Annotated in this window: 15 protein-coding genes; 3 read left to right on the forward strand and 12 right to left on the reverse strand. The window is 43.2% G+C overall.

Features of this window, described 5'->3' with window-relative positions; all coding sequences use genetic code 11:
• The first annotated feature begins 117 nt into the window (after positions 1-117).
• On the forward strand, positions 118-1,350 hold the full coding sequence (locus M3191_RS15070; protein WP_251701202.1) for an MFS transporter: 1,233 nt from the start codon (positions 118-120) through the stop codon (positions 1,348-1,350).
• A 5-nt stretch (positions 1,351-1,355) separates the two neighbouring features.
• On the opposite strand, the gene M3191_RS15075 is transcribed toward M3191_RS15070, so the two are convergent.
• The 8 genes from M3191_RS15075 to M3191_RS15110 form a co-directional block, all read right to left on the reverse strand.
• Entirely contained in the window at positions 1,356-2,249 is an 894-nt protein-coding gene (locus M3191_RS15075) for an AraC family transcriptional regulator (protein WP_251701203.1), read from the reverse strand.
• Between the two features lie 51 nt (positions 2,250-2,300).
• Entirely contained in the window at positions 2,301-2,912 is a 612-nt protein-coding gene (locus M3191_RS15080; RefSeq protein WP_251701204.1) for an FMN-binding negative transcriptional regulator, read from the reverse strand.
• 232 nt (positions 2,913-3,144) lie between these two features.
• Positions 3,145-3,558 carry a hypothetical protein gene (locus tag M3191_RS15085; RefSeq protein WP_251701205.1) on the reverse strand — a complete coding sequence of 138 codons (414 nt, stop codon included), beginning with the start codon at positions 3,556-3,558 and terminating at the stop codon, positions 3,145-3,147.
• A gap of 51 nt (positions 3,559-3,609) precedes the next feature.
• Positions 3,610-4,521 carry a sensor histidine kinase gene (locus tag M3191_RS15090; RefSeq protein WP_251701206.1) on the reverse strand — a complete coding sequence of 304 codons (912 nt, stop codon included), beginning with the start codon at positions 4,519-4,521 and terminating at the stop codon, positions 3,610-3,612.
• Positions 4,522-4,543: 22 nt separating this feature from the next.
• Positions 4,544-5,215 carry a response regulator transcription factor gene (locus tag M3191_RS15095; RefSeq protein ID WP_251701207.1) on the reverse strand — a complete coding sequence of 224 codons (672 nt, stop codon included), beginning with the start codon at positions 5,213-5,215 and terminating at the stop codon, positions 4,544-4,546.
• 10 nt (positions 5,216-5,225) lie between these two features.
• Positions 5,226-6,005, reverse strand: a complete 780-nt coding sequence (locus M3191_RS15100; RefSeq protein ID WP_251701208.1) for an ABC transporter permease — start codon at positions 6,003-6,005, stop codon at positions 5,226-5,228.
• Positions 5,998-6,915: an ABC transporter ATP-binding protein gene (locus M3191_RS15105; RefSeq protein ID WP_251701209.1), complete on the reverse strand. Its 918-nt coding sequence runs from the start codon at positions 6,913-6,915 to the stop codon at positions 5,998-6,000. Before M3191_RS15105 ends, M3191_RS15100 begins: the two co-directional genes overlap by 8 nt.
• A 266-nt stretch (positions 6,916-7,181) precedes the next feature.
• Positions 7,182-7,850 (reverse strand): phospholipid phosphatase, encoded by a 669-nt coding sequence (locus M3191_RS15110; RefSeq protein WP_251701210.1) that lies wholly within the window; start codon positions 7,848-7,850, stop codon positions 7,182-7,184.
• 144 nt (positions 7,851-7,994) lie between these two features.
• On the opposite strand from M3191_RS15110, the gene M3191_RS15115 reads away from it, so the two are divergent.
• Entirely contained in the window at positions 7,995-8,471 is a 477-nt protein-coding gene (locus tag M3191_RS15115; RefSeq protein ID WP_251696008.1) for a pyridoxamine 5'-phosphate oxidase family protein, read from the forward strand.
• Between the two features lie 121 nt (positions 8,472-8,592).
• On the opposite strand, the gene M3191_RS15120 is transcribed toward M3191_RS15115, so the two are convergent.
• Genes M3191_RS15120 through M3191_RS15130 form a run of 3 tightly spaced genes read right to left on the reverse strand, consistent with a single transcriptional unit; the run spans position 8,593 to position 10,428 of the window.
• On the reverse strand, positions 8,593-9,333 hold the full coding sequence (locus tag M3191_RS15120) for a phosphotransferase family protein (protein WP_251701211.1): 741 nt from the start codon (positions 9,331-9,333) through the stop codon (positions 8,593-8,595).
• Positions 9,334-9,382: 49 nt separating this feature from the next.
• Positions 9,383-9,874, reverse strand: a complete 492-nt coding sequence (locus tag M3191_RS15125) for a DinB family protein (protein ID WP_251701212.1) — start codon at positions 9,872-9,874, stop codon at positions 9,383-9,385.
• Positions 9,871-10,428 (reverse strand): GNAT family N-acetyltransferase, encoded by a 558-nt coding sequence (locus tag M3191_RS15130; protein WP_251701213.1) that lies wholly within the window; start codon positions 10,426-10,428, stop codon positions 9,871-9,873. The genes M3191_RS15125 and M3191_RS15130 overlap by 4 nt, the downstream gene beginning before the upstream one ends.
• A 190-nt stretch (positions 10,429-10,618) precedes the next feature.
• Between M3191_RS15130 and M3191_RS15135 the strand changes: the two genes are divergently transcribed.
• Complete coding sequence (locus M3191_RS15135) at positions 10,619-11,194, forward strand: hypothetical protein (protein ID WP_251701214.1); 576 nt, start codon at positions 10,619-10,621, stop codon at positions 11,192-11,194.
• A 218-nt stretch (positions 11,195-11,412) separates the two neighbouring features.
• On the opposite strand, the gene M3191_RS15140 is transcribed toward M3191_RS15135, so the two are convergent.
• Positions 11,413-12,009: a superoxide dismutase family protein gene (locus M3191_RS15140; RefSeq protein ID WP_251701215.1), complete on the reverse strand. Its 597-nt coding sequence runs from the start codon at positions 12,007-12,009 to the stop codon at positions 11,413-11,415.
• Positions 12,010-12,145 lie beyond the last annotated feature (136 nt).

The following is a 12,145-nucleotide window of genomic DNA, read 5'->3' on the forward strand; positions in this document are numbered from 1 at the left end:
ATACACTGACCTTCTTTGACTTTCAACATTTTTGTTTGATGTACAAAACATAAAACCGCAAATTCGGACAAGATGACAGCCTTCCCTTTTCCTATAATTAGGTGGAGGGGGATAATCATGAGTACTTATAACAGAAAAGATCCATATGTAGTTTACTTGTTCACTTGCTTCTTATCACAGCTGTTTTTCACTTTCATCTTCACGGTGAATTTGTTATACCACGTACAAGTCGTGAAGCTCGATCCGCTCCAGCTCGTTTTGGTAGGAACCGTCTTGGAGCTGACTGTTTTCCTATTCGAAATTCCGACCGGCGTATTAGCCGACCTGAAAAGCCGAAAGCTTTCACTCATCATCGGTTATTTCTTAATCGGATTCGGATTTATGATGGAAGGGATATTCCCTTTATTCGCCGCTGTCATCTTCTCGCAAATTGCATGGGGCATCGGGTATACGTTTACGAGCGGTGCGCAGCAGGCGTGGATTGCGGATGAAATCGGGGAAGAACGGGCGTCGCTCGCATTCATTAGAGGAGCAAAATTCGGGAAGCTTGGCCAGATCATTGCAATTCCGCTTAGCATCCTAACCGGTTATTTCATGATTAACCTACCGATCATCATCGGGGGCATCTGCATGCTTGGACTGGCGATCTACTTACTGTTTTTCATGGAAGAGAAAAATTTCAAACCATTGCGGACGGGTAAAAGGGTTTCTACGTGGGAAAGCATGAAAGGAAATATGCAGAAGATCATTGTTTATTCCAAAGCAAGTTTCGTCATGAGGATGCTGCTTCTGATTGCGTTATTCATCGGATTGTACAGCGAAGGCATCGACCGGTTATGGATGAGGCACTTCATTGACGTATCCGCTTTGGCTTCAATTTCGAATGAACAATTGGTTCTCTTCATGGGCGGACTTCAATTCATCGTCGTCATACTTTCCTTCACCGTGCTTCACTTTTTAAACCGAAGTTCAATCCATTCGAATTTGAGGCATATTTACGTTGCGCTATTCATAGGTGCCTCCCTTATCGTCATTTCACTCATCGGTTTCGCATTCTCAGGTCATGTCGTCAGCTTGCTCGTCTGTTATGTCGTAATCCAAGTGACAAGACAAGTCATGTACCCGTTGGAGGATATTTGGTTGAATAAAATCATTCCTGACTCCTCGACACGGGCAACCTTCTTTTCAGTCAAGGGCCAAGTCGATGCCATCGGTCAAATAGGCGGCGGTCCGATTATTGGTGTGATTGCTACACAATTCGCGGTGAAAACGGCCATCCTTGTAAGTGCTTGCTTCATCATGCCTGTATTGTTTTTATACACAGCCGTCATAAAAAAAGACAAAGCGTGAGTCTTTCACACTTTGTCTTTTTCTTTGATTGGCACATAAATTTCCATTGTGATTTTCTCATAAATCCAGTCATGGCAACGTTCATCGTAATACTCGAAATCATAGCCTTGCTCATCGACTTCGTATGACGACTGCGGCAGCCAATCTTCCAATATGAATTTCCACGTCCCTTTGATCGCCGGGACAAACCGTTCCACATCTACTGGGGGAATGGTAAACACTGCATACGTCGAGGGGTTTATATGCAGCTTCGTTAGTCCCTCAGGGAGTTGACCATCTTCATCATCACAATCGACTGCAAATAAATATGTGAACGTCCGATTCAATTCTCGATCGTTCAGATTTACACAGTACTCCCCATGTTTCTTCGGGGATAGCTTTTCATACAACATCGTTTCGATCGCCTCTTCCGGCGCGATGCGCTGATTCCAGAAAGCAGGGGCATCCCTCGTATAAAATACGTTATCGATCGTACTTTCATACGTTTTCCCTGCAATCGTAAAGCCTTCCCTCTGCACGATTTTCGGTTGCATGACAATGCCGCCAACTTCCTTTTGACGCAAGTTCAGCAAATCCAATTTAGGTGGCAATGAAGTCGGGCAATGCAACCGGTATAGACTTGGTGGACTTCCAAAAACCCGTTTAAACGCTTTAGTAAAACCGGAATGGGTTTCAAATCCATAGTCCAAAGCGATTTCAATCACTTTTTTCCCGTTCACCAACTCATATAACGCGTACTGCAACTTCCGTTTCACGACATAATCCATAACGGTATAGCCGATATGCTGATGAAACAGCCGATAGAAATGGAAGGGAGAATATCCGGTCGCTTTTGCCAGTTCCTCAGGTTTCATCTCTTCCTTTATATGTTCTTCTATATAGTCGATGACCTTTTGCAATAAATGGATCTGTTGAATTGAAAACGCCCGCCTTTATGATCTGTCTTTTAGTCAAGACTTCTTTTTCATTCGTTCCGCCACTTGTTGTGATTGTGGATTTCCTGCCTTTCGAAGCTGCTCAATGATGTTTGCATAATCCTTTTCATTTCGGTTCTGGCTTAATTTATAGGCAGCTTGGGCCTCCTCCACCTTTATCTTGAATCCGACAATGCCTTTCAGTTCACTTTCCAAGAGTTCGGGAGAAAGTGTGTCCCATAACACTGGGTTTTCACGGTTTCCCTCGTATTTTTCCAGCATCCTCTTCAAGTCTTCTACTAATTCTTCTCTTGGTAGAATGCTCGCCTTCCCGTAAAGATGGACTGACTGGTAATTCCACGTCGGAACATTTTCACTGGAGTACCACGAAGAAGAAACATACGCATGCGGTCCCTGAAACATGACTAGGGCTTCCTCGCACGTTTCAAGCGTCCTCCACTGCGGATTGCCATAAGCCATATGCCCAGTAATATACCAATCATCGTCTTTTTTACGAAACCCGAAAGGCAAATGCGTCGCTATCGGTCTCCCCTTTTTTGTCGTAACAAGCGTTCCAAAGGAGTTTTCCCGAATGAACCCCCTGATTTCCTCGACATCAGTAACCTTAAAGTATTTTGGAATATACATAGAAAAATCCCCCATTTCTCATGTTAATTATTCCAAATTTCCGTCATTTGCACAAGGTATAATTGTTGGTGCCTGTGCGCCAACCAATTATGACTAATCACTACTACTTATACTAATGCAAGAAGAACTCAACCCATTAATGAATCGGTTGAGTTCTTCATTTATTTTATGCAATTGTAGTGTATAGTCTGAATTGTGTCATGCACAGGCACCGGAACTATTCAGAAAGTTCCTAGGATGGATTTGCCTTTCTTTCTACTATTCCCATGAAGTTTTTTCTGTAGGAGAACAAGAGATAGCTAATAGCAAGGACAAGTAGGACGGCTAGTGGAAGTAATGAATGATCGAGAAATAGATGGAGTAAAAGAATATTGGTGACAATCGGAGCTAATATTGCAATAGCCAATGGGACGAATCGATTTGATAAGAGTAGAATTCCACAGATGATTTCTAATGATTTTTCTGTAATCAATAGATACTTGAATTCAAATAATGCCATTGCTTCCGGACTTGTTGCGATAAACGGCTCCCACCCGAAGATCACGAAATAGCCATTGATGCCCGCGACTAAAAACATGACACCCAAAAAGATCCTGCTACAATGCAATGCCATCTTTGCCAAATCGCCCAGCTCCTTTTTCCTCATTCTCTTCTATCCTACGAAAAGTGAGCACGTAAAATGAAGTGAAATCCAGCATTACTTCATTTCTCCGCCAACGCCAAGGAACCGGATGGTGAGTATAAACCAATTACCCGTTAGCTCGGCATCCATGGTTCCATTCATTTTTTCAACGAGTTTCTTAGATAGATAAAGGCCTAACCCGCTTGCTTCGGTGTTCGTCCGACTCGACACTTCCGTATAGAAACGCGTGAATACTTTTTCCACGGCCACTTTACTATCAGCCTTCACGTCATTTTTTATGATGAAAACAAGATCGCCACCTTCATTCCGATAGCTGATCACCGCTTTGCTCTTCGCATATCGAAGGATGTTTTGAGCGATGTTTTGGAGGACGCGGATCAGCATGAACTTATCAGCAATGATGTGCGTGTCTTGCAGTTGTTCGGGAAATTGGAGTTCGATGTTCTGTTCCTCAAATTGTTCATAAAACGAAAGGAAGATTTCTTCGACGACTGTGGAGAGCGAAATGGAGGCTAATGCCATTTCCTTTTGATTCGTCTCAATTCGTGCCAAGTCATAGAAGTGGTCGGTCATGTCGATTAATCGTTTGACGGATTGCTCGATGATTTTCACATAATGCACCCTCTTTGTTTCATCCCGCGTCTCATTTAACAGCTGCACATAGCCGTTGATGGACGTGAGTGGCGTCCGCAAATCATGGGATAGCCCGGCAATGGATAACTTCACATTCTCTTCCATCTGCTTCGCTTGACGGTTTTTATCTTCAAATGCATCGATCATATGATTCAGTTCATCGACCAATTGCATTAATTCCTTCTCGCGGAAATCGAATGATAGCCGACTGCCAAAACTGGCGTGCTTCGGAATCTCCTTCACCTGCTGCCGCAATTTCCCCAGCTCCCGCTTTGTAAAATAACTATAAAAAAGAAGCGCGACTGTCAAGAAAGCAAATACGATTGCCCACATAACAAATCACGCCCCTTTTCGTTTAATCAAATTTGAAGCCTATGCCCCATATTGTTTTAATATAGTTTGTCTCATTACCATTAAGCTTATTTCTCAAATTGCTGATGTGCATATTAATCGTTTTATCGCCGTCAAAGTATGGTTCATTCCAGACGCTTTCATAAATATTAGCACGACTGAACACCTTCTTCGGATTCTCGAGGAATAGAAGGAGGATTGCATATTCACGCCCTGTTAAATGGAGCGTTTCGCCATTGACCTTCACTTCGCGTGTATCTACATTCACACTGATTTCATTATAATGGATCTCTTTCATTCCACTGAAGGAAGCTTTTGCTGCATGGCGCAATTGGATGTTAACCCGGACAAGCAGCTCCTGTACATCGAACGGTTTTGTAATATAATCATCCGCCCCATTCGACAAAAGTTCCAATTTCGATTGTTGGTCAGTTTTCGCTGAAATAACCATGACCGGAACGGTTGAATTCTGCCTGATTTCCTGAAGAAACTCTTCCCCGTTCATCCCTGGGAGCATCAGATCCAAGAGGACAACATCCACTTCGCTTTGTTCAAACAACAGTTTCCCTTCCGTTCCTGAGTACGCACTCAATGTGTCAAATCCATTCAACATCAATGCTTCCTTGATCAGCGAATGAATTGCCATATCATCTTCTATAATTAATATCGTCGCCATCGTTATCGACCTACTTTACATCTGATCGTGAAAACAAAAGAATTCCTACTGCTGATGATAGCACAATCGTAATGAGGCTGACTAAAATCATCTCAGGGTATTGGGCCACAGTCGCTGGTTGGGCAAAATCCCAGTAAAATAAAAACGTTTGCGAGAACCAGTTTGTCATATGCTTAAAATGTTCGGTTTGTTGGAACAGTGACGGAAGAAATCCTGTTGCGATCGTATAAAGAAAACTCCAGATCAATGAAAAACTGCTATTTTTCGTGAGAAAGCTAATCATCACGTAGATCGATACACTAGACAATAGTAATAAGGTGAGCGTACCGAATGTTTTTATAGCGTAACTCGTATAATTTGTAATCTCCGCGATGCCACCAAAGCCGAAAGCGATTGAATAGCTGATCATACCAATTAGCGTCAGCCCAATGACACTGACGATGGAAACGGATGCAGCGACAGCAAGTTTAGATAAATAATAATGTGTGCGGCTCCGACCTAACGACAACGCATTGCGGATTGTTCCATTATGGAACTCTTCACCAATTAAAAAACTTATAAAAGCGCTTAATACAAGCAAAATTGTGAGGCCGTTCTTTTTAATCATTAAAATTGCTGTCGCTCCATTGATAACTGTCTCAATGATTTGGACAGGCTCTTTTCCATTTAGCACCTCGAAATGAAAACTGACGGCTTGCATAATCGGCAGGAAAAATAGAATACCGAGGACAATATATAATTTTTTACTACGAAACAGCTTTATTCTTTCAGCTGCTAACAGATTAAGCATGAGGAATCCCTCCTGTTACTTGTAAGAAATAATCTTCAAGTTTTTGTCGTGACGTACCGATGCGTGAAACGTCCACATCCCCTGCGACCAAAGCCCGGTTAATGGCAGCTACATCGTCCAGCTTTTCATAAATATTGATTTCCGTTCCATTAATCACTTCGTAGTCTTTAATTCCAAGCTGATCGAGGATGACGACTGCTTTTTGCGCGTCATTCGTTTCCAATTCAATGAATTGGCGAGTTTCACGCGCTAACTCTTCCTTCGAAAGCTCATTAATGATTTTCCCGTCATGCAAAATACCATAGTGGGTCGCAATCTGTGATAGCTCATCCAATAAGTGACTTGATAGCAAGACGGTCATTCCGCGCTCTGTTACTAGTCGTTGAATAATTTCCCGCATTTCCACAATCCCTGAAGGATCGAGACCGTTCGTCGGCTCGTCCAAGATTAGGAATTCAGGGTTCGTAATAAGTGTGGAAGCAATCGCTAACCGTTGACGCATCCCTAAAGAGAAGTTCTTCGCTTTCTTATCATTCGTGTGACTGAGGTTCATTAAGTGAAGCAATTCTTCAATGTTCCGTTCACTGACCCCGCCATTGGCCGCTTGGACCCTTAAATTCTGACGGGCTGTCAATTCTGGATAAAGCGCCGGCGTTTCAATAGACTGGCCCATTTTACGGCGGGCTTGCTGCAATCCCTTCATGCTCGTTTCACCAAGTAGTTCGATATTCCCTTCGTCGATTGTAATCAATCCCATAATCGTACGCATGAATGTTGACTTCCCCGCACCGTTCTCCCCAATTAACCCATAAATCATCCCGCGTTTAATTTCAATCGAAACTTTGTCGAGCACTTTGTGTTTACCATATATCTTAGATACATTCGTCGCTTTTAAAATAGTTTCGGACATACACGATCATCCTTTCAATACTGATAATCTAAGAATAAACGGCAAGTATAAATAATTCGACCGGAAAAGTATAAAGAAAGCGTAAAGAACCTTTCACGGTGTCCTTTCACGGTGCCTGTGCACCACACATTTATGACAATTCAATAATAGTTATATAAATACACAAAGAAGCCAACTAAATGCTGATATTGTCGGCTTCTACTTATTTATTATGCAATTGTAGTGCATAATCTGAATAGTGTGCTGCACAGGCACCCACACAATTATCATTTCACGTACAGCTCTCCCTGTATAAGCTTCCGCTTTGTCCAGACTAACGATGTCAGCAAAATCAGTTCAAATAAGTTGGTAATCGCATTGCTTCCAACGTCAAGCGGGACGGCACTGCCGATTGTCATGATGACTACACCTATGAAAAACACGGCCCATCCTGTCTTCTTCCATAACACTCCACCGGCAATGAGCATAGCTATAGTGACGAAAAGAATCATAACGGGAGGACCACTTGGCGGGTCTACTGATCCATAACTGACAACCCCATATTCTTTTTCAGCTTGTAATCGTAGATCTGCAGTGACAAATATGATTTCGAGTATGATGGCGGCAATAGTGTAGAGGACAGAAAGAATCGTTACCCACGTTTTTCTAGCCCATGAAACGCCGCTTTCGCGCAACGTTCCTATCGAGTAAGTCACTAATAATGGGGTAACAATCGCATGCGTCCAAAACCTAACAGCATTTAAGCTTTCTAAAATTGCTCCTTCACCGATCCAATGACCGATCGCTAAAATCCCGTTGTCGTAAATTAGAGCCATGACGACAAGGTAGACAACACTCGTCCACTTTCTAACCTCTTGTGCATTGATACCTTTTAATCCCCAAATGAGTAACGCGATATAAGCGAAGGTGAATAGCATATAGAGTATCTGATCCATAGCTGGCTCCTCTCTTTGTTTACCTTGTTTTTCCCATATCAGTCAGTTGTTAACCTCATTCCATGACACCCCAATCTCGGTGCCTGTTTAAATAGTTACCGTAGAGGGAAAAATACTTCTACAATATGACCGAGGTGATGTGTAATGAAACAAGAAGAAATACAAACATTAAGAGAGTTAATAAAAGACATTGATACAGCAATGCTCACTACGCTATCTGAAGAAGGGCTTGTTTCTCGCCCTATGAAAACACAAGAAGTTGAGTTTGATGGTGACTTGTGGTTTTTCACGAAGAAAGAAACCAATAAATATGAAGAAATTTCACATGACCAAGATGTGAATGTGGCTTATGCAGGTAAGTCCTATGTTTCCGTACGCGGAAGAGCAGAAGTCGTTGAGGATATAAACAAGAAAAAGGAATTATGGAGCAAAGCTTACGAGAAAATAATGCAAACTTCTTATGATGATCCTAATCTTGTCTTGATAAAGGTGAAAGCGGAAGCTGCCGAATACTGGGAAACCGGCAATTTGACGAAGAAAATCGCCTTTTTCTATAAACGCATGACAGGGCAAAGTTCTAAATCAACAGATGTGAATGAAACGATTGAATTGAAGAAATGACAACAAAATGGATTGTCTCGTTCAAGGGACAGTCCATTTTGCTATGTTGATGTGGTATATATAAGTCGAAAATACGATCCGATATATTTTCAGATTGCATAAATGTACGGCGCAAAGACATTTACACATACTGATTAACAATAGCCAATAAACGCTCCCTGCTTTCCGAGACCACATTCTCAGCTAATCTTGCTCCCGCGATAATCGGTAACCATTGCAAAATATCTTCTTTCGCCAATCCGCTTTTTTCACAATACAACCGTAAATAGAGTTCTGCCACATCAATCGATCGTTCGGAATACAATAGATACGTCCGGCAAACATCAGCGCGGATATCTCCCGCACTCGCATCCACCCAATCGATAATTGTTACTACACCGCCTGACATTATTAAATTTAATAAATGAAAATCTCCATGGCAAAGCCTGTTTTCATATGTCATTAAATTTAACTTTTTCATCAATATTTCTTTTTGAAATTCATCCACAGAAGAATCCTCGAGTTGCCGTTGAATTTTTTCGGACATCAGCTCAAGTGATTCCGTGCGCATCTGGTGAATTTTCTGCTGGATGTCAATGGAAAGCCCGATGTAATACTCCGCCCGCTCCATGTCCTCAAAAAACAACTCCCCGAGTGTCTTCCCTTCGATAAACTCCATGATGATCGCCTGTTTCCCATCAATCTTTGTAACATCTAAAACGTTAGGAACAGGAAGTCCGCATGCATAAGCAAACCGTTGTTTATTTGCCTCGTAAGCAGATTCGGTATCCGGCAAGTGATCTTTAAATACTTTGACGATTTTATTATCGTAAAGATAAATTACAGCGGTATTCCCTTCTCCAATTGGATTCCCTAATATCATTTAATATCTCCTAAATACGTTAATGATTTCCCGTGATCACTTTATGAAATCATCTAACGTCTGTTTTTTGCGGTATAAGCCCTCGACCGATTGCGCTAGCGGAAACCGGCTTCTTCCCAATCTCCCTCGCCCACACCGACAACTGCCCGATATGATGAATTTCATGTGCAATGATATGCCGCATTACCTCGCCCCAGGCATCTGTTACAATCCTGCCATCGGGCAACTTACTCTGAATCAGATTATGCTCCATGCTCTCCTCCCAATCCCGGACAAACGCTTCCACTTCCGGTTTGAACCGTGCATCTAGCTCCCGAACTTTCCCCAGACTTTTAAAGTCTTCAAAGTTCTCTAGGGGAGCGGGCTTTCCTTCCAACACCCGGACCCAACTCCATTCTACGTCGATTACGTGGAACAGCGTCTCTAGAATGCAGCCAACTCCGCCAGTCCGCGTTCGAAGCAACTCTGCCTCCTCCACCTCTTCACACCAGCGATACCAATCCTCTCTAACTTGCCAGTTATACGCAAAAAATGTCTTCATAAGGCATCCTCCCGATTAGTTGATTCGTTTTTCAACACCGAGAACACCCGTGCATCATGCGATTGTCCGTTTTGGAAGAGATAGCTGCGCAGGATTCCCTCTTGTACAAATCCGTGCTTTTCTAACAGCCCAATGGAAGCTACATTATCCAAGAACGTGACAGCTCCCATTCGGTGCAGACCCAACTCTGTGAATGAATAGTGCAATACCGCCCTTAATGCCTCCGATGTCATTCCAGTTCGCCAAAAATCCGGGTGGATCTCAAAGCCGATTTCCGCCCGTTTCATTCCTTTCGAGAGGTTATTTAAGCCGATCGTACCAGCGAAACGGTTGTCCTCCTTCCGAATCATGGCCCACCTAATGCTGTGACTCGATAAAAAGGAATTCCTAAAATGCTCTACCAGCTTTTCCGCCTGCTTCAATTCAGTCATCGGATCCATTCCGTAATATTGGAGGACTGCAGGATTTGAGAAGTTATTGAATATCCCTTGGGCATGCTCCTTATTCACTTCTACCAGATGTAGCCGTTCTGTTGCTAGTTCAGAAAATATCATGTCGGCAACTCCTTTTGCTTTTATTTAGAATAGCACAACTCTTCCAATTGTCATTAAGAGATTCTGTGTGTGGTCCGGTGCCTGTGCACGTGTATTATCTGAATCCAACTTTCCGGCACCCATAACCCGCACGGAAAACAGCCGTTGTCAATAACATAGAGAAAGGCTTGCTTACCAAAGGAGAGAGACCATGCATATTACGACAACAATTCCGTCGCATCCACAGTACATCCACCGAGCTTTCAATAGATGGCATCCTACAAAAAAGCTATTATTCATGGCATTGATGGCTGCACTCACGGCCATTCTGCAATCAGCCGGTGGATTGCTGCCCCCAATTGGATTTGCTATCAGCCCCTTTGCCACTGCTTCTATAATGATCGCCACCCTACTGTCCTTACGCTCTGGCATCTTCGTCTACACAGTAACAATCCTCCTGTTGTTCTTACTGCAACCTAGCGAGTTAATCATCTTCCCCTTTACAACAGGATTACTTGGCCTCGGGTTAGGATGGACGCTCCGCAAACTGAATAAGCGTCCTCAAGTAATCCTGACGAATGGTCTTCTATTAACGATCGGCATCGGCGTCCCCCTGTACGCACTAGGCTTCCCTGTACTTGGCCCAACTGTCTCATCATCAATCAACCCGCTCACCTTGCTCCTAATTTTCACCTTCTCCCTGCTCTACAGCTGGATCTGGACGGAACTCAGCCTCTTCATCCTCCGCAAAATCAAGCCAATTCTCAAAGCGGTGCCCCCTCTTTAAACGGTGCCTTTTTAACGGTGCATTTTAACGGTGCCTGTGCATCACACATTTATGACAATTCAACATTTTTCATATAAATACAGAAAGAAGCCAACGAAATATTGATAACGTTGGCTTCTTGGTTTTACTTTATACAATTGTAGTGCATTGCCTGAATAGTGTGCCGCACAGGCACCGGAAAGACTCTGAAAACTCCACTCTAAAAGATTATGAAACCTTTATTCCACTACGCCACATGCGATGCGGTCACCGGAATCGCCGGATGGCTGGGTTTTTCCATCGTCAGCTTCTGCATGGATGATGAGGGCTGTACCGCCTTCATGGTATAGTGAGTTTTCCTCACCGGCCAATAGTGTGAGGTTGTCAACGAAGAATTCCTCCTTCACTGTTCCATCAGGACCGACTTCGAGGTTCGGTAAGTCGCCGGCATGCGGTCCATCCTCATGGTCGAGTCCATGGCTTGCTCCCGTCGGATTGAAATGCCCCCCTGCCGATTCAAAGTCAGGCGCTTCACAAATCCCTTTTTCATGGAAATGAAAACCGTGAGACCCCTCAGGTAAATTCTCTGCTTCCACCATGATCCGTAATGCGTCTTCTTCCTCGGTCAATTCTGCCGTTCCCATCGGTTTTCCGTTGCCATCCATCAGATTGACAGTAAGAGACGGCAATTTATTGTCTTCGACTAAATCCAAGTCAGCCGAGTCGTTATTATCTTCCTTATTGACTGAAGCGGCCGAGTCATCCTTCCCATCGGCGCATGCTGCGAAAACAAAAGCGCAGGTGAGAACCATCGTGATCCATATCCACTTTTTCATATCCACACGCTCCCTCTAGTAAAGTATTGACATCTATATAATTCACTATTTTCCGTGTAGTAAACGAAAATCAGGAAAAAGAGCCCTTACCGACCACCTTAAATAGGATGTATTGACAACAATCTAAGTAGGAATT

Source organism: Sporosarcina luteola (genome assembly GCF_023715535.1).
Lineage (GTDB): Bacteria > Bacillota > Bacilli > Bacillales_A > Planococcaceae > Sporosarcina > Sporosarcina luteola_B.

Excerpts from the sequence above, each read along its gene's own strand:
- M3191_RS15070 (WP_251701202.1), top strand. The coding sequence starts at position 118 with ATGAGTACTTATAACAGAAAAGATCCATATGTAGTTTACTTGTTCACT.
- M3191_RS15080 (WP_251701204.1), bottom strand. The coding sequence starts at position 2,912 with ATGTATATTCCAAAATACTTTAAGGTTACTGATGTCGAGGAAATCAGG.
- M3191_RS15085 (WP_251701205.1), bottom strand. The coding sequence starts at position 3,558 with ATGAGGAAAAAGGAGCTGGGCGATTTGGCAAAGATGGCATTGCATTGT.
- M3191_RS15090 (WP_251701206.1), bottom strand. The coding sequence starts at position 4,521 with ATGTGGGCAATCGTATTTGCTTTCTTGACAGTCGCGCTTCTTTTTTAT.
- M3191_RS15095 (WP_251701207.1), bottom strand. The coding sequence starts at position 5,215 with ATGGCGACGATATTAATTATAGAAGATGATATGGCAATTCATTCGCTG.
- M3191_RS15100 (WP_251701208.1), bottom strand. The coding sequence starts at position 6,005 with ATGCTTAATCTGTTAGCAGCTGAAAGAATAAAGCTGTTTCGTAGTAAA.
- M3191_RS15105 (WP_251701209.1), bottom strand. The coding sequence starts at position 6,915 with ATGTCCGAAACTATTTTAAAAGCGACGAATGTATCTAAGATATATGGT.
- M3191_RS15110 (WP_251701210.1), bottom strand. The coding sequence starts at position 7,850 with ATGGATCAGATACTCTATATGCTATTCACCTTCGCTTATATCGCGTTA.
- M3191_RS15115 (WP_251696008.1), top strand. The coding sequence starts at position 7,995 with ATGAAACAAGAAGAAATACAAACATTAAGAGAGTTAATAAAAGACATT.
- M3191_RS15120 (WP_251701211.1), bottom strand. The coding sequence starts at position 9,333 with ATGATATTAGGGAATCCAATTGGAGAAGGGAATACCGCTGTAATTTAT.
- M3191_RS15125 (WP_251701212.1), bottom strand. The coding sequence starts at position 9,874 with ATGAAGACATTTTTTGCGTATAACTGGCAAGTTAGAGAGGATTGGTAT.
- M3191_RS15130 (WP_251701213.1), bottom strand. The coding sequence starts at position 10,428 with ATGATATTTTCTGAACTAGCAACAGAACGGCTACATCTGGTAGAAGTG.
- M3191_RS15135 (WP_251701214.1), top strand. The coding sequence starts at position 10,619 with ATGCATATTACGACAACAATTCCGTCGCATCCACAGTACATCCACCGA.
- M3191_RS15140 (WP_251701215.1), bottom strand. The coding sequence starts at position 12,009 with ATGAAAAAGTGGATATGGATCACGATGGTTCTCACCTGCGCTTTTGTT.